16 protein-coding genes, 1 pseudogene and 1 riboswitch are annotated in these 20821 nt (G+C 46.0%); of the genes and pseudogenes, 10 read left to right on the top strand and 7 right to left on the bottom strand.

Features of this window, described 5'->3' with window-relative positions; all coding sequences use genetic code 11:
• Window positions 1–405 precede the first annotated feature (405 nt).
• A complete protein-coding gene (gene yiaY / locus EKG39_RS02615) occupies window positions 406–1554 on the bottom strand; it encodes an L-threonine dehydrogenase (protein ID WP_126503930.1) in 1149 nt (382 codons plus the stop codon).
• A gap of 379 nt (window positions 1555–1933) precedes the next feature.
• On the opposite strand from yiaY, the gene EKG39_RS02610 reads away from it, so the two are divergent.
• On the top strand, window positions 1934–3115 hold the full coding sequence (locus EKG39_RS02610; RefSeq protein ID WP_126503927.1) for a porin: 1182 nt from the start codon (window positions 1934–1936) through the stop codon (window positions 3113–3115).
• Between the two features lie 280 nt (window positions 3116–3395).
• On the opposite strand, the gene EKG39_RS02605 is transcribed toward EKG39_RS02610, so the two are convergent.
• The 3 genes from EKG39_RS02605 to EKG39_RS02595 all read right to left on the bottom strand — a co-directional run bounded on the left by EKG39_RS02605 (window position 3396) and on the right by EKG39_RS02595 (window position 5126).
• The gene (locus EKG39_RS02605; protein ID WP_126503925.1) at window positions 3396–3875 is read right to left on the bottom strand and encodes an aminoacyl-tRNA deacylase; all 480 of its coding nucleotides are present in this window, start codon (window positions 3873–3875) and stop codon (window positions 3396–3398) included.
• Window positions 3876–4018: 143 nt separating this feature from the next.
• Complete coding sequence (locus EKG39_RS02600; RefSeq protein WP_126503923.1) at window positions 4019–4498, bottom strand: LabA-like NYN domain-containing protein; 480 nt, start codon at window positions 4496–4498, stop codon at window positions 4019–4021.
• A gap of 169 nt (window positions 4499–4667) precedes the next feature.
• On the bottom strand, window positions 4668–5126 hold the full coding sequence (locus EKG39_RS02595; protein ID WP_126503921.1) for a GNAT family N-acetyltransferase: 459 nt from the start codon (window positions 5124–5126) through the stop codon (window positions 4668–4670).
• Between the two features lie 304 nt (window positions 5127–5430).
• Between EKG39_RS02595 and EKG39_RS02590 the strand changes: the two genes are divergently transcribed.
• The 3 genes from EKG39_RS02590 (at window position 5431) to EKG39_RS02580 (ending at window position 10299) form a co-directional block, all read left to right on the top strand.
• Window positions 5431–6543, top strand: a complete 1113-nt coding sequence (locus EKG39_RS02590) for an efflux RND transporter periplasmic adaptor subunit (RefSeq protein ID WP_126503919.1) — start codon at window positions 5431–5433, stop codon at window positions 6541–6543.
• Entirely contained in the window at window positions 6543–9650 is a 3108-nt protein-coding gene (locus EKG39_RS02585) for a multidrug efflux RND transporter permease subunit (RefSeq protein WP_126503917.1), read from the top strand. Before EKG39_RS02590 ends, EKG39_RS02585 begins: the two co-directional genes overlap by 1 nt.
• 238 nt (window positions 9651–9888) lie before the next feature.
• Window positions 9889–10299, top strand: coding sequence for an MmcQ/YjbR family DNA-binding protein (locus EKG39_RS02580; protein WP_126503915.1), 411 nt, complete (start codon window positions 9889–9891; stop codon window positions 10297–10299).
• Window positions 10300–10310: 11 nt separating this feature from the next.
• Here the strand turns inward: EKG39_RS02580 and EKG39_RS23310 are convergent, their stop codons facing one another.
• Complete coding sequence (locus EKG39_RS23310) at window positions 10311–11675, bottom strand: glycoside hydrolase family 113 protein (protein WP_185817508.1); 1365 nt, start codon at window positions 11673–11675, stop codon at window positions 10311–10313.
• Window positions 11676–11741: 66 nt separating this feature from the next.
• Window positions 11742–11827, bottom strand: a riboswitch (cyclic di-GMP riboswitch).
• Between the two features lie 67 nt (window positions 11828–11894).
• Here EKG39_RS23310 and EKG39_RS02570 point away from each other — a divergent pair.
• Window positions 11895–12014: pseudogene (locus tag EKG39_RS02570) on the top strand (MmcQ/YjbR family DNA-binding protein); the annotation flags it as partial.
• Between the two features lie 80 nt (window positions 12015–12094).
• On the opposite strand, the gene EKG39_RS02565 reads toward EKG39_RS02570, so the two are convergent.
• The gene (locus EKG39_RS02565; protein WP_126503913.1) at window positions 12095–13189 is read right to left on the bottom strand and encodes a metallophosphoesterase; all 1095 of its coding nucleotides are present in this window, start codon (window positions 13187–13189) and stop codon (window positions 12095–12097) included.
• 457 nt (window positions 13190–13646) lie between these two features.
• Window positions 13647–15314, bottom strand: coding sequence for an energy-dependent translational throttle protein EttA (gene ettA, locus EKG39_RS02560; protein ID WP_126504701.1), 1668 nt, complete (start codon window positions 15312–15314; stop codon window positions 13647–13649).
• Between the two features lie 499 nt (window positions 15315–15813).
• On the opposite strand from ettA, the gene glyA reads away from it, so the two are divergent.
• The 5 genes from glyA (at window position 15814) to ribBA (ending at window position 20745) form a co-directional block, all read left to right on the top strand.
• The gene (gene glyA, locus EKG39_RS02555) at window positions 15814–17070 is read left to right on the top strand and encodes a serine hydroxymethyltransferase (protein WP_126503911.1); all 1257 of its coding nucleotides are present in this window, start codon (window positions 15814–15816) and stop codon (window positions 17068–17070) included.
• A 156-nt stretch (window positions 17071–17226) separates the two neighbouring features.
• Window positions 17227–17676 (top strand): transcriptional regulator NrdR, encoded by a 450-nt coding sequence (nrdR, locus tag EKG39_RS02550; RefSeq protein WP_012141619.1) that lies wholly within the window; start codon window positions 17227–17229, stop codon window positions 17674–17676.
• Between the two features lie 64 nt (window positions 17677–17740).
• Complete coding sequence (gene ribD, locus EKG39_RS02545; RefSeq protein WP_126503909.1) at window positions 17741–18865, top strand: bifunctional diaminohydroxyphosphoribosylaminopyrimidine deaminase/5-amino-6-(5-phosphoribosylamino)uracil reductase RibD; 1125 nt, start codon at window positions 17741–17743, stop codon at window positions 18863–18865.
• Window positions 18866–18869: 4 nt separating this feature from the next.
• The gene (locus tag EKG39_RS02540; RefSeq protein WP_126503907.1) at window positions 18870–19532 is read left to right on the top strand and encodes a riboflavin synthase; all 663 of its coding nucleotides are present in this window, start codon (window positions 18870–18872) and stop codon (window positions 19530–19532) included.
• Between the two features lie 109 nt (window positions 19533–19641).
• Window positions 19642–20745 carry a bifunctional 3,4-dihydroxy-2-butanone-4-phosphate synthase/GTP cyclohydrolase II gene (gene ribBA, locus EKG39_RS02535; RefSeq protein WP_126503905.1) on the top strand — a complete coding sequence of 368 codons (1104 nt, stop codon included), beginning with the start codon at window positions 19642–19644 and terminating at the stop codon, window positions 20743–20745.
• The last annotated feature ends 76 nt before the right edge of the window (window positions 20746–20821 follow it).

Below are 20821 nucleotides of genomic sequence, written 5' to 3'. Positions count from 1 at the left end.
CTAAGTTTTTGCTCTCAATAGAGCCATTTGATTGATTTCTAAGTGGGCTAAGCTTCAACAAATTGAAAGGGGTGCAGGCGGATATGAAAAAGGCCCGTTCACTCATATAAAGTAAACAGGCCTTCTAGCTTGCTGATTCTTTGCAGGGAAAAAGCTAACTAACACTACAATATAACGTTTGTATCATTATGTGTAATTCTTTATCTCGAAATTTTGAGTTAGATCGCGAGTTATATCATCATTTGCCTATTTCTTTGGTGTATTTGATGGCTGTGTATGTTTGGGCAAACGCGGGACAAAAGAAAAGGCCCACTCTTTAAGAGTGGGCCTTTATGTTACGTTCTCAGATGCAGGGAGAAAACGAAACGACTTTACTTGCGCCAAATTTATTGGCGCAGAGAGTCTTTATAAAGCGTTAGTAAAGATCTGGCAGATCTCTTCATGTGTCGCTTGCTTAGGGTTCGTAAAGCCACATGCATCTTTAAGAGCATTGTCAGCCAATGTTGGAATATCTTCCGCTTTTACGCCTAGCTTAGTAAGATTTTCTGGGATCTTCACAGCTAATGCCAGTGCCTTGATCGCTTCGATTGCCGCGTTAGCGCCCTGAGCATCATCCATAGCCGATACATCAACACCCATAGCTTTAGCTACGTCTTTCAGACGTGGTGCAGCGACTTGAGCGTTGTACTCTTGAACGTGTGGAAGAAGTAGTGCATTACATACGCCATGCGGAAGGTCATAGAAACCACCAAGTTGGTGCGCCATTGCATGAACATAACCAAGGCTGGCGTTATTAAAGGCCATACCCGCGAGGAATTGAGCGTAAGCCATTTGATCGCGAGCATCGATGCTCTGACCATTATCAACGGCTTCAACTAAGTTAGCTTTGATAAGCTCGATAGCCTTGATAGCACACGCATCTGTGATTGGGTTAGCAGCGATAGAAACATAAGCTTCAACAGCGTGAGTTAGTGCATCCATACCCGTAGCAGCCGTTAGACCCGCTGGTTTTGCTAACATCAATTCAGGATCGTTGACAGATAGAATTGGGGTTGTGTGCTTATCGACAATGGCCATCTTAATATGACGAGCTTCGTCGGTGATGATACAGAAACGTGTCATCTCACTTGCTGTACCCGCTGTCGTGTTGATTGCAACAAGTGGCAGTTGAGGCTTAGTAGATACATCAAGACCTTCATAATCTTTGATGCTGCCACCGTTAGTTGCTACTAAGGCGATACCTTTGGCGCAATCATGAGGTGAACCACCACCCAGAGAGACTACAAAGTCACAGTCATTGGCTTTGAGTAACTCAAGACCTGACTCAACGTTACCTGAAGTAGGGTTTGGCTGAACGCCATCGAAGACTGTAACTTCGATACCGGCAGTACCCAGCTTATCTGCAACTTGTCCTACGAGACCAATTTCTACCAGTGGTTTATCGGTAACAATTAATGCTCTTTTGAAGCCTAATGTCTTGATATCTCCAATCGCTTCGTCAACCGCATTTTGTCCTAACACGTTGACAGACGGTATGAAAAATTTAGCAGCCATAAATTCACCTTTATGCTTAAAGTTTAAAGTTTTAATATTCTGGTAACTAAAGTACCAACCTTGATTTACCAAAGGTGTGATCAGGCTCTAAAAATCCGCGGTAATAGTATGGAAGTTGGTCCAAAGTTAGATCTGCATTACTAAATCTGTAAATTTATGACCAATGTGGCGAAATTAACTATCTAAATTATGGAAAGTAGAACTGTTACTGCATTTAATTCCAATATTATCCTTAGCTTAGTGGGAAACAGTGGCTATTTACTCGTTGCCAGCATGAAATCCAGGGCTTCTGGTCGTGAAGCATGTATTTCATCTAAATCTTATCTTTAAAAAGAATGGTCTATACTTTTTCTACCGCTAGTTACCCCGGGAAAAAATTATGCGAAACCATATAATCGCAAATTTAATTATTATTGTAATTTGTGTCGGAGCTTTTAGTACAGGAGCGGTTGGGGCCGATATAACGCTCGAATCGTTGAAGCTGCAAATTGAGACGTTACAGAAACAGGTCGAACAGTTAGAGAAAGCACAATTGCAAGCGCAGCAACAGCAAGCTCAGGAAAAACAAGTTCAGGTTGCAGCCCCTGTCGTTGAGCCAAGGCAAGTTTCCCCATCTAAAGCCATGGATACCCCAGAGAAAACTAATAATACGATTAGCGCTTACGCGACCATGAGGCCGACCTTTGGTTACATCGATGAGGACGGTGACTCGTTTTATGATGTTCGCGATGCACTGTCCCGTGCGGGGATTAGAGCGACCAATGAGTTTATGCCGGGATGGACAGCCGAATTGCATGGCGAATGGAGCATAGACATGGCAAATAGTGGTGATTTTGGTAAAGCCAGAAAGGCGTATGCCGCAGTGGCTAGCCCCTATGGCAGAGTTGGAATTGGTAAAGATAGACCCCCTCAATATCTGCTTATCGCCGAATATGTGGATATTTTCAACCATGCGAATAGTCCGTTTGCCTATGATGCCGAGAGCGTCTTCTTCGTCGATAATATGCTTACCTATCGTTTGCAAACCGGTAAGTTTAGTTGGCTTGCGGCCGGACAATTTGATGGAGGGAGTGGCAGCGATGATGCCGATCTGGTTAACCTTGGGGTAGGTTTCGACCATGGTGAGTTTCATGGGGCTATCAGCTATCTGGTTGAGGATAGTCTGGCTTCAGAGGTGATCACCGGTGAGGATGAAGTGTGGGCAGCCTCTCTGGCTCATGGTTTTGCTAATGGCTTGTATTTAGCCGCAGCCTATCAGGAGCGAACCTACAAAAGGGATCTAATATCTCAAGACCGTGACGGCCATACCATTGATTTGGCGGCGGCTTATCCATTGGGTGAGCAGTTTAAGGTCAAGTTAGGCTACTTCGAATTTGATGATGGTTATGGGCAATTGATTAGTCGGAAGTTCGATGGTTACAACACCACGCTGGAATGGTTGCCGGACGAAAATTTACGCTTCCATATCGAGTATCTGTATCGTGATATGGTCTATTTTGATGACTTCTCATCTTGGGTGGTTGGCTTCAGGTATGATTTTGCAAAAGATTGGCGCTTTTGATTTAGAGATTTAGAGGTTTACATAGTGTAATAAAGCACCGGGAGGCAATTAAGCTAGCTTCTCTGGTGCCAGAGGTTGACGACAGGAGCTGCTAAAGCTCACTTTTACATTTAGGCGCACTTCTGATTTTCACCCGCAGATACCCATTCAGTCTTTTTTAATAGGTTTGCACCTGTTTTTGTGCAAGGTGCAGCTTTCATTTTCAATGACTGACTTTTAAAGAGCGATAGGAACCTATGTTGTGTATCCATAGGTTCCAGTGCCTTATTGTCTGCCCGAGCTAATGGATGGTTTGATGGCTGAACCTAAGATGTTTGGCATCTTTAATCAGTCGAACGAAATCCTTCCTTTCTATATGAACAAAGCTACTGTGATCTCCTGCCTCCAAATATAGTTCACTGGATTCCACTAAGAGATCATCGTAAACGGCGTCCATATTGTAGATATCACCGATAGGAGGTATCGCGCCATGTTCACAGTCATTGAACATCTGGTAGACGGCTTGTTCTTTTATCAGATGGAAATCTCGATTAAGTTTATCGCTGAGTGCCCCTAAGTTGATCTTATGATCGGCAGGGAGGACGGCCATCATTTTTCGTCCCTCATGGTCTTCCAGAATCACGGCTTTCGCAACTTGTGCCGGAGATATGTGGGCGGCAATCGCAGAACTCAGGGAGTTGAAGCTATGGGGGTGGGCCACAAGGTTATAGTCGACCTTGTTATCGCTAAGATAATTATTTAAACGTGTAGAAATAGTCATGATGTTTCCTCAAAAAGACAATATGACATTTCAATTATAGCTGCTCAGGCTTAACTCTACTCTCTATTGCTCTATATATCGGGGGAGGAAGAGTGTTACCCGTTTCCGCATTATATCTGCACTATTTCTGCACTATATCTGAGCTATAACAGCAGAGCGTCATCAATTTCATGGTATTGACATGCTGAGTCGATGAGCGACTTTGCTGTTAACGATGGGACGCCATAGACTTGGGTGTCTATTCCATACTTTTGATAGATTTTTAGCATAAGCAGATCGAAATCACCGTCACCTGAGAGCAAAATAATGCTATCGACTTCGCTGGCTGCCTCCATAATATCTATGGTGATACCGACATCCCAGTCGCCTTTGGCACTGCCATCACTTCTCTGAATAAAGGGCTTTAATTTAACATCGAAGCCGATATGTTTGAGAGCATCCTGAAACTTTAATTGGCCATCATCGCCGCGATGAATCGCATACGCCGTTGCCGAAGCTATCTCCCCCTCATGACTAATTTGTTGCCACAGTTTTCTATAGTTGAATTGTCGACCGTAGGCTTGACGACAGGTGTAATAGATATTTTGAACATCGACAAATATAGCAATTTTTTTAGGCGTCATAAGGTCTCTGGAGCTGAAAGTGAAGTCGGGTTATCTTTCTACTTCATTATGCTTATAATGACAAGGTAAGCCTTAATGTAAAAAGGCAAAATCCTCATTGACTAAAAGAGTTCGATATTATTCTTAACTTTTTTGGCTCGCTTGTTTAATAAGTACAGGCTTGTCGTCATCACTGAGCTTCATCACTAAATTTCATTAAAACGAGCTCTTTTCCCTGACTTCGATATTTTGAAAAAAGATGCAAAATATCATTAGGCACATCTTCTGTCTGAATAAACTGATGCTGCTGATAGAAGTCGACCAGAGAGGGGAGTGAGAAGAGAAATGTTCTGTTGTTTTCAAATGTATCCGCCAGAGATGTCATGATCTGGTGAGCTAAACCTTGCTCTCTATAGTCCGGATGCACAAGCATGCCGGTGAGAAGCGTGAAACTGCCAATCGGTCTTAGCCTGACTGCTGCAATAAGCTGTTTTTCACTTTCGCCTTCACCTTTTTGGGTAAATAAAACCCCTATTTTCTCTTTTTTACTCAGTCTGGCATAGGGCAAAAAATGCTTATAGAAAATATAGGCATCGCGCCTGTTGTCAGTGTCTAACCAGCAAAGTTTCAATGTGGGTCCTATTTTCATAGTTAATTTGCTCACCATAAGATTAACAAAGATCCGGCAAGAGCTTAATGGAGGCAAAGCCTCGTAAGCGAAGTTCACCATTTTAAACGAATAAACATTCAGTATCTCATGTTGCGTTTTTTGACCTGTATTTAAGCTGGGGTAAGGGGTTGGTTTCCTCTTTGTTACTTGCAATGAGTTGTTACAAGATTCCCATCAAAATCATCTTCTCATTTGCGCTGCTTTACACAGCTTTACCCTACAAAGCCTGATTTTTCTTTAAAATAGTGGCAACTAATCTAATCAGCATTAAAAGAAATAATCGATGAAAAAAAGCCTGATCTTGCTCCCTATCATGATTGTCGCAGTTATCGTAACATTCAGCAGTTTCACTCAGGCGAAGAAGCCCGGTGATAAAGCTGCCCGTGCCCCCAGGGTGGTTCCTGTGGTCACCGGCGTGGTCGATCAACATCTGCTTTCTCAAAAAATTGCATTGATAGGAAAGCTGGAGGCAGACAGGTCAGTTTTTATAGCTCCCGAGGTGGCCGGTAAGATTAAAGCCATTAACGTCGCGGCCAATCAGGAGATAACGGCGGGGCAATTGCTGATCCAGCTTGAAGATGCCAAGCCTCAGGCCAGTGTTGCCGAAGCGAAAGCTTATCTCTTCGATGAAAAACGTAAGCTTAAAGAGTTTCAGAAACTGATAAGCCAAAGTGCGATCACTCAAACCGAAATTGATGCGCAGAAGGCCAGTGTCGATATTGCAATGGCAAGGCTCGCTGCAGCACAAGCCGAGCTCGATTTCCATTATATTAAAGCGCCGTTTTCCGGAACCGCTGGTTTACTCGATTTCAGCTTAGGCAAGATGGTCACAGCCGGTAGTGAGTTATTGTCGCTCGATGACCTGTCTTCGATGAGACTCGACCTTCAGGTACCGGAGAACTACCTCTCTATGTTGAGTGTAGGAATGACTGTGACGGCGACGAATCGTGCCTGGCCCGATGATATCTTCACCGGTGAGTTAGTGGCTATCGATCCCCGTATCAATCCAGAAACATTGAACTTAAAGGTTAGAGTTAGTTTTGAAAACCAGAGTCATAACCAAGGTCATAAGCTCAAGCCTGGCATGCTGATGTCGGCAAGCTTAGGCTTCCCGGCTGTATCTGAGCCCGTTATCCCGGTTCAGGCTATCGAGTATTCCGGCACTAAGCGCTTCGTTTATGTTGTTGGAGCGGATAATCTCGCGAAACGCACCCAAGTGACACTGGGGGCCAGAATTCAGGATGAAGTACTTATTACCGAAGGCGTGGATGTGGGAGAGCGTATTGTTGTTCAGGGGCTGGTTAATATGCGTGACGGCCTTAAGGTTAACGATCTCACCGAGCAACTCGCATCAGCCGAAACTGAGTTAAACGAGCCTGCGGGAGACAGAGGTTAATGCTGATTTCAGATATCTCGGTTAAGCGTCCCGTTGTCGCTATTGTCTTAAGTTTACTGCTTTGTGTGTTTGGCGTCGTGTCGTTTTCCAAATTAGCAGTACGTGAGATGCCCGATGTGGAGAATCCGGTTGTTACGGTCATGACAACCTATGAGGGGGCTTCGGCGACCATCATGGAGAGTCAGATAACCACGGCACTCGAAGATGAACTTACCGGTATCAGTGGTATCGATGAGATCACCTCGGTGACCCGAAACGGCATGTCGCGTATCACCATCACCTTCGATCTGGACTGGGATCTTACAGAAGGTGTGAGTGACGTTCGTGATGCGGTGGCCCGTGCCCAACGTCGTCTACCCGATGAAGCGAACGACCCCATCGTTTCTAAGGATAATGGCTCCGGAGAGCCTTCAGTATATATCAACTTAAGTTCATCTGTGATGGACAGAACTCAGCTCACCGATTATGCACAGCGTGTGTTGGAAGACAGGTTTAGTCTGATCACTGGTGTGAGCTCTGTGAGTATTTCAGGTGGCCTATATAAGGTGATGTACGTTCAGTTAAAACCTGAGCTGATGGCGGGACGAAATGTTACTACTGCCGATATTATCGCTAGCTTGAAAAAAGAGAATGTGGAAACGCCCGGTGGTGAGGTCCGTAATGACACCACAGTGATGACGGTGAGAACTGCACGTCTCTATTATCACCCCGAAGACTTTGACTATTTAGTGGTACGTACGGCCAGCGATGGCACGCCCGTTTATCTTAAAGATGTAGCCTCAGTATTTATCGGTGCAGAAAATGAAAATTCGACCTTTAAGAGTGATGGTGTACCTAACTTGAGTCTGGGGATTATTGCTCAGTCCGATGCCAACCCCTTGGAGGTGGCTAAATCCGCTCATCAAGAGGTTGAACGGATACAGCAATTCTTGCCTGAGGGAACTCAGCTGGTGGTCGACTATGATTCAACGGTATTTATCGACCGTTCAATCACAGAGGTTTACAACACGCTGTTTATCACGGGTGGGCTGGTGGTATTGGTCCTGTATATCTTTATCGGTCAGGCGCGTGCGACACTTATTCCGGCGGTAACTGTGCCTGTGTCGTTGATCTCCGCCTTTATTGCGGCAAACTTCTTCGGCTTCTCTATTAACCTGTTGACCCTGATGGCCTTAATTCTCTCAATCGGCTTGGTGGTCGATGATGCGATTGTGGTGGTGGAGAATATTTTCCATCATATCGAGAGAGGTGAAGAGCCACTGCTGGCCGCATACAAGGGCACCCGTGAAGTCGGCTTTGCCGTTGTTGCGACCACTGCAGTGTTGGTGATGGTGTTCTTGCCTATCTCATTTATGGAGGGGATGGTAGGGCGACTATTTACCGAATTTTCGGTCATGTTGGCTATGTCGGTGATCTTCTCATCGATAGTCGCGCTGACACTGACGCCGGTATTGGGGAGTAAGATCCTCAAGGCCAACGTTAAACCTAATCGTTTTAACCTGTGGATCGAAGGGATCTTTAGTCAGCTTGAACGCGTCTATCGGGTGTTAGTGGCCAAAGCCGTACGTTTTCGATTCGCCGCCCCGGTGGTGATTGTGCTCTGTATTGTCGGCAGTGGTTTGCTGATGCAGAGCGTGCCTTCACAGTTGGCCCCACAGGAAGACAGGGGGGTGATCTTCGCCTTCGTTAAGGGGGCTGAAGGCACCAGTTATAACCGTATGACCGCCAATATGGATATCGTTGAGCAAAGGTTGATGCCCCTGTTAGGTCAGGGGGTGATTAAGTCATTCAGCGTGCAGGCACCTGCCTTCGGTGGGCGAGCGGGTGATCAGACGGGCTTTGTGATCATGCAGCTCGAAGACTGGGAGGAGAGAGAGATTAATGCTCAGCAGGCGTTGGGAGTCGTATCCAAGGCGCTTCAGGGGATCCCCGATGTGATGGTGCGCCCTATGTTGCCCGGTTTCAGGGGGCAGTCCAGCGAGCCTGTGCAATTTGTGATTGGCGGCTCCGACTATAAAGAGCTGTTCAAGTGGGCCGAGGTTCTGCAAGAGGAGGCAATACACAGCCCTATGCTCGAAGGCGTGGATCTCGATTATGCCGAAACCACGCCTGAGCTTGTGGTGAGTGTCGACAGGGAGCGCGCGGCCGAGCTTGGGATAAGTGTCTCAGAGGTCTCTGAGACCTTAGAGGTGATGCTGGGAGGGCGCAGTGAAACCACCTTCGTCGAGCGCGGTGAGGAGTACGATGTCTACCTCAGAGGCGATGAAAACAGTTTCAACAGCATGGCGGATCTAAGCCAGATCTATATGCGTTCGGCTAAGGGGGAGTTAATCACCTTAGACTCGATAACACATATCGAAGAGGTAGCCTCGGCCCATAAGCTCAGCCACACTAATAAGCAGAAATCTATCACCCTGAAAGCCAACTTGGGCGAAGGCTATACCTTAGGTGAGGCGCTGGACTTTCTCGATGCGACGGCAATAGACATCTTACCCAGCGACATTTCGGTCAGCTATACCGGTGAATCGAAAGACTTTAAAGAGAATCAGAGCAGTGTGCTGATGGTGTTTGGCTTGGCCTTGCTGGTGGCATATTTAGTGTTAGCGGCGCAGTTCGAGAGCTTTATTAACCCTATGGTAGTGATGTTTACCGTGCCTATGGGGGTATTTGGTGGATTCCTGGGGTTATTCCTAACCGGTCAGGGGCTAAATATCTACAGTCAAATAGGCATGATCATGTTGATCGGTATGGTCACTAAGAATGGCATCTTGATTGTCGAGTTTGCCAATCAGCTCAGAGACAGAGGCATAGAGTTGGAGCAGGCGATTATCGACGCATCGGCCCGAAGGCTACGTCCTATTTTGATGACGGCATTTACCACCTTAATTGGCGCAGTACCTTTGATTATGTCAACCGGCGCAGGTTCGGAGAGTCGCATCGCGGTGGGTACCGTAGTCTTCTTCGGCATGGCATTTGCGACTTTTGTGACCCTGCTGGTTATCCCGGCCATGTACCGACTGATATCGGGTGCAACTCACTCACCGGGCTTCGTCGAAGATAAACTTAACAATGCGTTAGATGCACAAAGATTAGCCGAGATGAAATAGGTTAGTTTCTAGTTACTTAAAACAAAACCTCAATAATTAACTTTATTGAGGTTTTCTTTTTTGGGAGAGGATGACTTCGCCAAAGTACATGTTCCTGAAGCTTTGATGCAAAAAGTACCAGTTCATAGCAACTGAGCCATAATCCTTTCAAGATCACCAATTCATCGAATATAGATATTAAACCAGGTTATTGGGTGCTAACGTACTTATCATCTTGGCTGATAATGGAATGAGTGAGATGGATTTTGAACGTGCTAAAACCTACCTGCTGTCAAAGCCCCAGACCGAACTCGATTTCCCATTCGGGGAGGGGGTTTATGTCTTCAAGGTCAAAGGCAAGATGTTTGCGACTCTCTCTATCGGCAAGGTGGGTAAAGAAGCTGAGGCTGATCCTGAGACAAGGCCTGTTTCAGAGCAACCGAGCTGGTGGATGAACCTGAAATGCGATCCCGATGAGGCGGCGATACTCAGAGATATCTTCCCTTCGGTGATCCCCGGCTATCATATGAACAAGGCATTATGGAATACCGTCATTCTCGATGGCTCGATCCCACAAGGTGAAATCGATCGCATGATAGATAATTCTTTTCTCTTGGTTGTGGCTAAGATGACCCAAAAAGCGCAGGCCTCTGTCCTGATTCATCTTTAACTTGCTAGAGCTTAGTTGCTTCCGGTATACCAATGTTTCAATATGCTTTCAGCAGGCTTGCCGCGAATTGACTGCGATATGTTAGGGAACCCTTCTTTACCTGGTACTAAGGTCTCTGATAACCAATAGCCGGTGTGAATATCAACACTGCCGATTTCAAAACTGTCTTGATCAGCTATGGCTTGCATAATGCCTTCAATGCCAACAGCTTGCACAGAAAAATCAGTAACGAAAGACTCCTGAATACAATTATCAACAGCCCCGTCTTCTAGTGTCGCGCTAGTGCAAAAACCATCTTCTTTCCAACCTTTTAAAAAAAAGTCATCACGGCTCTGCACCTGAATGTTGAGGGTAATAGGAAGTTCTATATCAGACTTTCCGTGCCAGCAGGGCTGATGAATGTCTAAACAGTAGATTTGGGTTTTCATATTTTCAAGGGATGTTAGCGTTTTATTTTTCACAAGTTCAGGGGTTAAGTTAGCACTCTCTTCTGCGGTAAATTGCGTACTTCCCCCTGCATTCATTGCATTAACAAGTAAGCTATCAACCCGAGAGAAAATTCGTTCGTCGTTAAAAACGTATCCAACTTGTCCCCATACAATTTCACCGTCAAAGTTTACTCTGATGTCATCGATAATTTCAGCAAAACGCTCTATATAATAATCTTTTATTTCATCGGTTGATAAGTTGATATTCATGGCATTCCAATCGGCTGCGATGCCTTTAATGCCGATTGCTTGGGCATACTTTGCTTGAGTTATCATGTTATTGTGGTGAGCGTCTAAAATTTGTTTTAGTTTATCCATTGTTACCGCTTCACCGAGTACAACCAAGTCTTCAAAATTGACATTATTGGTGGTAAATTGCCAAGCAAAATAAATGTCTATTTCCAGTCGTTCAGCCTGCTCCACAATGTATTCAACATATCGTTTAGGGATTTGATAATCATTCTCTTCTACTACCCATAACTCATTTTCACTATTCCAACGGCCATAATTATATAGCCATGTTCTTTGAGTACCCGATGCTTTCATCGCTTGAAGTGCTTGTAGGTACATCAACTTAACGTATTCATCTTGAGAACAGTCACCTTGATTGCTTTGGCCTAATGCTCCCCATAGCAACACAGGAGAATAATCTTTAAAGCTTATTCCTCTGGTTATATGACTGGATAATTCGCCTCTTGGGGAGGGAATTGAAAATTTGCCGTTGTAGCTATCCGGATAATCAGCTGAGTGAGGGTTCACACAGGAAGCTACTGGAGGAGTAGGCGGTGTTACATCCGGAGGTGAAACAGGCTCGTCACCTCCACCTCCACATGCACTTAGTAAAGAGATAAAAACGAAAGAAATCAGTAGTTGTCTTGAAGGGAGCATTTACACCTCAACAATAATTATCTGCGATTAAACGCTGTAGGATAAGGTTGTAGAAATGTCCATATAAATTGCAACCCCACGACCATATGCTTTGCACTTAGGCTAGTAGCTTTGCGCCTATTAATTTTCATTAATAGTTGCCAAATTGTTGAGATTGTACCAAAAAGGTAACTTGAAGCAATTAAAATGATGGCTGTAATCAGTAGCGATAAGAATGAGATGAATAATGCGCTACAGAGCACCATCATTCTCGATGGCTCGATCCCACCTGGTGAAATCGAGCGCATGATAGAGAACTCATCTCTTCTGGTGGTGGCTAATATGACCAAGAGGGCATAGGCCTCTGTCTTGGTTCATCTTTAACTGAACCTATTAACATTGGCTTTAAAATGAACCTCCCATCTCGGCGAGCAGCCGGATTATAACGCGATACGCTCCCCGTTATAGAGGCCTCGGGTCAAGGTATTGTCTTGCATCAGCAATAGTTCACCTGACATACCTTCCTTGATACTGCTGTCTACCGCGATGACCTTGTTGTTATACAAGCCCAGCACCTGCTCTTGCGAGGTGTGCCCGACGACGATATGTTCCACATCGAAATAATCAAGTATCTTGTCCAGCTCAGTCTCATCATAACCGGGTTTGAAGTAACCTCTGAACCAGGTCGGTCCGTTACCGAAGAAGAGAAAATTAAGCAGCTCGTCCTGCTTTAATTCAGGCTTCGATTTATCGATATTCTTGCGGTAAAGCTCGTTGGCGCTAGCTAATGTCAGTTCTCTGTCTATCCACTCGCCACTTATGCCACCGTGTAAAAACAGGGTGTCATTGATTTTGACCAGTGTATGTTTCGCCCGCAGCCATTGGCCTATCTCACTGCTTTCGTCATAAAGTTCATCGTAACTTCTCTCAAGTAGCTTAGCGGCTGTTTGATAACGCTCGTGCACGTAACGAAGATCGCCGCGCATCACCATCTGTTCGTGGTTCCCCATCAACAGGTGAAGCTTGCCGCCAGCCTCATTGGCTTGCTTATCTAACTTGTACATAAACCAGAGCACTTCATTGACTTGATGGCCTCGGTCAAACATATCTCCCGTCATCACCATATGACCATCACCGAAGGCCCAGTTGTTATCTTTATCGATAATGTTCTGGTTTCTAAGCAGGGTGAGCAATATATCGTATTGGCCATGAACATCACTGAGAGCCACGATTTTATTAATATTGGAGTAGGTACCGGCGGAGATATGATCTGCCTTCGGGTTCAGTGTCGGCTGTGGTAGCTGGCCACAGTTATCGGGACTAACGAGCCGTAACCCCTGAACCTGGGTGCTGAGTAGCTTGTTTGTGCAGATCCAGTAAGCAGTTTTGGGGGCATCTGTATTTGCTTGATTGAACAGATAGGGGCCATCGGTCACGGCCGAGGCTTCTGTGGAAGATGAAGTTGTCGTCGAGGCGATGGCTAAGTGAGTAAAAGCCAGCAAGGCGAGTGAAGGTAAAGTGATGAACTTTTTCAATGAGGGCTCTCTGTTCTTGTTTTTAGTTATTATTAGTTGTTTTAGTTATCTGGATATGACGGATACCACTCTTAGGGTGATTCTCCATACTAGCACTCTTGTTAATATGTGTCTCAGTATGGAGCGTATAAAAATTAAGCTGTTTAAAGCAGGGATAACGAAGATTTATATCCATCCCTGGTAAATCTTCATAAATGTTCTGACTGCTAAGGTCTAAAGCGTTCCGTACGCTTTTAAGACATTTCCCATATCCATATGGGTCAGATGGCGGAAATGGCAATAAATGAATGGAACATTTATGGCCAGACATAACGAAGATTTATATCCATCCATGGTAAATCTTCATAAATGTTCCAGACATAAAAAAACGAAAACCTAAGTTTTCGCTTTTTTGAATGGCTTAACATTTTTAGCGCTCAACCTCGGTGATGAGTGTCGAGTCATTGTTAAGTTGGATCTACTTGTTCATTCGCTTGTATTTAAGGCGATGAGGCTCGACGACATCGGTACCGTAGGTATCTTTCAACCAGGTTGAGTATTCGGTGTAGTTACCTTCGTAGAAGCTGACTTTACCCTCATCTCGATAATCAAGAATATGAGTCGCGATGCGATCGAGGAACCAACGATCATGAGAGATGACCATAGCGCAGCCTGGGAACTCCAGCAGGGCTTCTTCCAGTGCTCGTAAAGTTTCAACGTCTAAATCGTTGGTTGGTTCATCGAGAAGCAGTACGTTACCGCCGGCCTGTAGCAGCTTCGCCAGGTGAACACGGTTACGTTCACCACCAGATAGGGTACCGATGATCTTCTGCTGATCGCCACCACGGAAATTGAAACGGCCTACGTAGGCACGACTCGGGATCTCAGTGTTATTGATGCGCATGATGTCCTGGCCTTCGGAGATCTCTTGCCATACCGTGTTCTTGTCATTCATCGAATCACGGAACTGCTCGACAGAGGCTATTTGAACGCTTTCACCCACTTCGACCGAGCCGCTATCTGGTTGCTCCGCACCGGATATCATCTTAAACAGTGTCGATTTACCCGCGCCGTTTGCACCGATAATACCGACAATAGCGCCCTTTGGAACCGAGAAGCTCAGGTCATCGATGAGTACGCGATCGCCGTAAGACTTGGTCAGGTTTTTAACCTCGATAACCTTGTCACCCAAGCGCGGCCCTGGTGGAATAAACAGTTCGTTGGTTTCATTACGCTTCTGGTAATCGTTGGTATTAAGCTCTTCGAAACGAGCCATACGTGCCTTACCCTTAGATTGACGGCCCTTAGCACCTTGTCGTACCCATTCGAGTTCTTTGGCGATGGTTTTCTGGCGAGCACTCTCGGTTGCCGACTCCTGTTGAAGTCGGGCATCTTTCTGCTCAAGCCATGAAGAGTAATTTCCTTCCCAGGGGATACCTTCACCACGGTCGAGTTCTAAGATCCAACCGGCTGCATTATCCAGGAAGTATCTATCGTGGGTAATGGCCACAACGGTGCCGGTATAATCTTGCAGGAAGCGTTCAAGCCATGCGACAGATTCTGCATCCAAGTGGTTGGTAGGCTCATCGAGAAGCAGCATATCAGGCTTCTCAAGCAGCAAGCGACAGATGGCGACACGGCGACGTTCACCACCCGATAGCACTTCGATTTTTTCATCCCAATCAGGAAGACGCAGTGCGTTCGCCGCGCGTTCGAGTACGTTGTCGAGGTTATGGGCATCTTGCGAGTGAATGATCGCTTCCAGTTGTCCCTGCTCTTTAGCCAGCGCGTCGAAGTCTGCATCGGGCTCAGCATAAAGTGCATAAACTTCATCGAGTCGGGTGAGGGCATTTTTAGCCTCAGAAACGGCCTCTTCGATAGCCTCGCGAACCGTTTGAGTCGGATCCAGCTTAGGCTCCTGGGGCAGGTAACCGATCTTAAGGTCCTGCATCGGGCGCGCTTCGCCCTCTATCTCGGTATCCAGACCGGCCATGATGCGAAGCAGGGTTGATTTACCAGAGCCGTTCAGACCGAGTACGCCAATCTTGGCGCCGGGGAAGAAGCTTAATGAGATATCTTTTAGGATCTGCTTTTTAGGTGGAACAATCTTGCCCACTCTAAGCATGCTATAAACAAACTGAGCCATATTTTTTATCTTATCCGATAGAAGAATTGGGTTAATTCTACTCGAATCGAGAGTGAACATAAATCTGATATTCATAGATTGAACCGTCATCGGTACATTTACCCATTTATCATTGCCTGATGTGATGTTAATCAACTGGAGTCGATGAAATGGAGAGTTCGATGCTTGTTCTCCTGTTTGAGAGAGAATTGAGTCATAAGTAGACGAAAGTGTACCTTTGGAAGAGGTTGGGGTGAGTGGAACTGGAGTTAAACTAAGGTTGAAAATGAAAAAGTGTTTTCTGGAATTGTCCTCAAACCAATGAGTTTGATTTAAAATCTCGAATAAAACTGAGAAAACAGTCACTCAATGGCAAAATCCGTAGGCTTGCGTCTGTTTGTGAGCACTGCTCACAACGAATAGCAAGGAATTTCATGTTCTAAATGCTGGGATTGTGATCAATTGCGCTGTAGAATACCGCGCAACCCTACTATAAGAATTTACAGCTGGAGTGATTTTAATGCTGAAAAAAGATATGAATATCGCGGACTTTGATCCACAACTGTTTCAAGCGATTGAAGATGAAACTCGTCGTCAGGAAGAGCACATCGAACTTATCGCTTCAGAAAACTACACCAGTCCACGTGTTCTGGAAGCTCAAGGTTCTCAGCTAACCAATAAATACGCCGAAGGTTATCCGGGTAAGCGTTATTACGGTGGCTGTGAACACGTTGATATCGCAGAAGAGCTCGCGATTTCTCGTGCCAAAGAGCTATTTGGTGCTACTTATGCCAACGTACAGCCTCACTCAGGTTCTCAGGCTAACTCAGCCGTATTTATGGCACTGCTTCAAGGCGGCGATACGGTATTGGGCATGAGCTTAGCTCATGGTGGTCACTTAACTCATGGTTCACACGTGAGTTTTTCCGGAAAACTGTATAACGCCGTTCAGTACGGGATTGATGAAACGACTGGCAAGATTGATTACGCCGAAGTTGAGCGTCTTGCCGTTGAGCATAAGCCTAAGATGATCATCGCAGGTTTCAGTGCTTATTCAGGTATCATCGACTGGGGCAAGTTCCGTGAAATCGCTGATAAAGTAGGGGCTTACCTGTTTGTAGATATGGCTCACGTTGCAGGTCTGGTTGCTGCCGGCATCTACCCGAATCCACTCCCGCACGCTCACGTTGTAACTACGACAACCCATAAGACGCTAGCGGGTCCACGTGGTGGTTTGATCCTATCCGCTTGCGACGATGAAGCTGTTTATAAAAAGCTTAATTCCGCGGTTTTCCCTGGTGGTCAGGGCGGCCCTTTGATGCACGTTATCGCGGCTAAAGCCGTTGCATTTAAAGAAGCACTCGAGCCTGAATTTACTGCTTATCAGGAGCAAGTGGTTGTGAATGCGAAGGCCATGGCTAAGACGTTTATCGAACGAGGCTATGATGTCGTTTCCGGTGGTACGGACAACCATCTGTTTTTGCTTGATTTGATCAGTAAAGATATCACAGGTAAAGACGCCGATGCGGCTCTGGGTCATGCAAATATTACGGTTAATAAGAACTCTGTTCCTAATGACCCACGCTCACCATTTGTCACCTCTGGTCTTCGTATCGGTTCTCCGGCAATCACGCGTCGTGGTTTCAAAGAGGAGCAGTCGGTTGAGTTGACTAACTGGATGTGTGATGTGCTGGATGACATCACAGATCAAGGCACGATTGAGCGTGTTAAGAATCAGGTGCTTGAATTGTGCGCCAGGTTCCCTGTTTACGGTTAACCTTGTAGGCTAAATCAGGTAAACTCCAATGGCCGCTTTTTAGCGGCCATTTTTGTGTCAGGAGTAAAGGTATCATCTGTGAACTCTGCTCCTGACGGCCTGGTAGAGAAAATCCTCTAAACAGTCATTCCCATTTTTAACTTCTTCGGAGGCTCTATGCATTGCCCATTTTGCAGCGCAACAGATACTAAAGTGATCGATTCACGTTTGGTGGCTGATGGTCATCAAGTCAGGCGTCGCCGTGAATGCGCCGAATGTCATGAGAGATTCACCACATTTGAAGGGGCCGAACTTGTCATGCCTCGGGTCGTCAAGCAAGATGGCAGCCGTCAACCATTCGATGAAGAGAAACTCAGAGGCGGTATGTTAAGGGCCGTTGAGAAACGCCCTGTGTCGATGGATCAAATTGAGCAGGCGCTGACTAAAATTAAATCTACCTTACGTGCAACGGGCGAGCGTGAAGTTAAGTCGGAAATGATCGGTAATCTGATGATGGACCAGTTGGTTAACCTGGATAAGGTGGCCTATATTCGTTTTGCCTCAGTCTATCGTGCATTTGAAGATGTGTCCGAATTCGGTGATGCTATCGCTAAACTGCAAAAATAAATGGTATTAGGGTGTGAATAGCATCAATAGCTACCTGCTCTGAATAATATGTGGTTTGAATAATATGTGGTCTGTAGAAGATATTGAAATGATGAGCCGCGCAATTAAACTTGCGCGCAGAGGGCAATACACCACCAGGCCTAACCCTTGTGTTGGCTGTGTAGTGAGTAAAGCTGGCCAGATCATTGGCGAAGGATTTCATATTAGGGCGGGTGGCCCTCATGCCGAAGTGTATGCATTAGCTATGGCGAGCAACAATGCCAGAGGTGCTACGGCCTATGTAACGCTCGAGCCATGCAGTCATCATGGCCGTACTCCGCCATGCGCAGAAGCCTTGATAAAAGCCGGTGTCGAACGTGTAGTTGTGGCTATTGAAGATCCAAACCCTCAGGTTAGTGGCCGTGGGATCAAGATGCTCACGGATGCCGGCATCCAGGTCGACGTCGGCTTGCTGAGTAATGAGGCTGGCGATATCAATCCGGGCTTTATGAAGCGTATGCGCATTGAACTGCCCAAGGTCACGGTTAAGTTAGCCTCCAGCTTAGATGGCAAGACGGCACTTAACAATGGTGTCTCCAAGTGGATAACGGGCAGTGAGGCCAGACGCGATGTACAGCGTTTAAGAGCCAGGCATTGCGCCTTGGTTACAGGTATCGAGACTGTCCTTGCCGATGACCCATCGCTGAATGTGCGCCATAGTGAGCTAGGTGTGCTGGCCGATGAACTCGCCCCGAGTGAGATCCACCAACCACTTCGAGTGATACTGGACAGTAGAGCAAGGTTAACCAAGGGGTTTAAACTTTTTTCCGTCAATAGCCCCATCTTGCTTGTCTCTTGCAGTGAATATCCCATTGAAGAACAAACGGCCTGGCCTGATCATGTATCTCATCTCAAGTTACCCGCCGATGATTGTGGCCGTGTCGATCTGTCGCTCCTGTTCAAACATCTTGGTCAATCATGTAATTCTGTTCTTGTCGAAGCCGGTGCAACTCTGGCAGGGAGTGTAATCGAGCAAGGCCATGGAGATGAGCTGGTGTTATATCAAGCGATGAAAATATTAGGGTCGGCTGGGCGTAATCTAATCTCACTGCCCGGCTATGAAGCGATGGCTGACATTCCTGCCGTCGAGTTAATTGATGAGCGTAAATTGGGTAAAGATACCCGTTTAACGTTAAAAATAAGGTCATAAGTTCATGTTTACTGGGATCATAGAGTCAGTCGGTACACTGAGAAAAATTGAACGTTTAGGTGATGACATTCGCTTAAACGTTGCCAGTGGTAAACTCGATTTAGGCGACGTACGTTTAGGTGACAGTATTGCTACCAACGGTGTTTGCCTCACGGTTGTTGAATGCCTTAGTGATGGTTATGTTGCTGACATATCAGCTGAAACTGTGAATTTAACAGGATTTGCCAAGTATCAGGTCGGCACTAAGGTCAACCTGGAAAAAGCGGTGACCCCGACGACTCGTCTTGGTGGTCACATGGTCAGTGGTCACGTAGACGGCATTGCTTCGGTCGATGACAGGCAATTTCGAGGTAAGGCTATTGAGTTTTGGCTTACAGCACCTTCAATCTTAGCCCGCTATATTGCTCATAAAGGTTCGATCACTATTGACGGTGTCAGTCTTACCGTCAATGAAGTGATCGATAATCGCTTTAGATTAACCATAGTGCCTCACACCGCAGGTGAAACGACCCTGGTAGAACTGAAGGCGGGCGACACTGTGAACATCGAAGTGGATCTGATTGCACGTCACTTAGAAAGATTAATGACTTACTCAAGCGATACGGCCGAAGCGCCGGAGTCCAATGTGACTATGGATCTGTTAGCTCGCTCAGGTTTTTTGCGTTAAACACTGGCAAAACCTGTAAATAGAAGATTAAATTATTACTAAAATATATCTATTCAGCTATTTCTATTGCTGAATAGGGAATCGTTACAATAAAAATTAAGGCCTTACAATGTCGTTACACAGTATAGAAGAGATCATCGAAGATATTCGCCTCGGCAAAATGGTTATCTTGATGGACGATGAAGATAGAGAAAACGAAGGTGACTTGATCATGGCTGCCGACATGGTGACGCCAGAAGCTGTTAACTTTATGGCGACCTATGGCCGCGGTTTGATCTGTCAGACTTTAACCAAGTCACGTTGTCAGCAGTTGAACTTACCCTTGATGGTAACGAACAACAATGCTCAATTTTCGACTAACTTTACTGTCTCTATCGAAGCTGCCGAAGGTGTTACGACGGGAATTTCTGCTCAAGATAGAGCGGTGACTGTAAAAGCTGCCGTTGCTAAAGATGCGAAACCTACGGACATTGTTCAGCCGGGTCATATATTCCCATTGATGGCGCAAGAGGGCGGCGTGCTTATACGTGCCGGCCATACAGAAGCCGGCTGTGATTTAGCACGTTTGGCAGGCTCGGAGCCCTCTGCGGTAATCGTTGAGATCCTTAATGATGACGGCACTATGGCTCGTCGTCCGGATCTGGAGATCTTCGCCGAAAAGCATGGTCTTAAAATGGGTACCATTGCCGATTTGATCGAATATCGAAACACCAAAGAGACCAGTGTTGTGCGCGAAGCGCAGTGTAAGTTGCCAACTCGTTTCGGTGAGTTCGATATGCTGACCTTCAGAGACACCATAGATAACCAGCTGCATTACGTGCTGATTAAAGGTGAGGTCAAAGAGGATGTGTTGGTAAGAGTACATCTACAAAACACCTTCAATGATCTGTTGCATTCAGAACGCGATCAACAGCGTAGCTGGCCACTCGAAAAGGCAATGAAGCGCATCGCCGATGACGGAGGTGTATTGGTGTTACTGGGTCATCAGGAACATAGCAGTGACATCCTGGCGAAAGTAAAAACATTTGAACTGGAAGATAGCGGTCAAGCGGTCGCACCTGCTCAATGGCACGGGACTTCTCGTCAGGTCGGGGTCGGTTCACAGATCCTTGCTAATGTCGGTGTGACAAAGATGCGGTTATTAAGCTCGCCAAAGCGTTATCATTCACTTTCCGGATTCGGTTTAGAAGTCACAGGCTATATCGCCGAGTAAAATGATTGGTTCTACCTGAAACTGTTTTTCAAACGAAAAATAGTGTTGGGTGGAGTCGTTGATAAGAAAAATTAAT

It is taken from the genome of Shewanella atlantica (assembly GCF_003966265.1).
In the GTDB taxonomy this organism is placed as follows: domain Bacteria; phylum Pseudomonadota; class Gammaproteobacteria; order Enterobacterales; family Shewanellaceae; genus Shewanella; species Shewanella atlantica.
The sequence above is the reverse complement of the archived record's forward strand: the minus strand, read 5'-3'. Positions and strand labels throughout refer to the sequence as shown.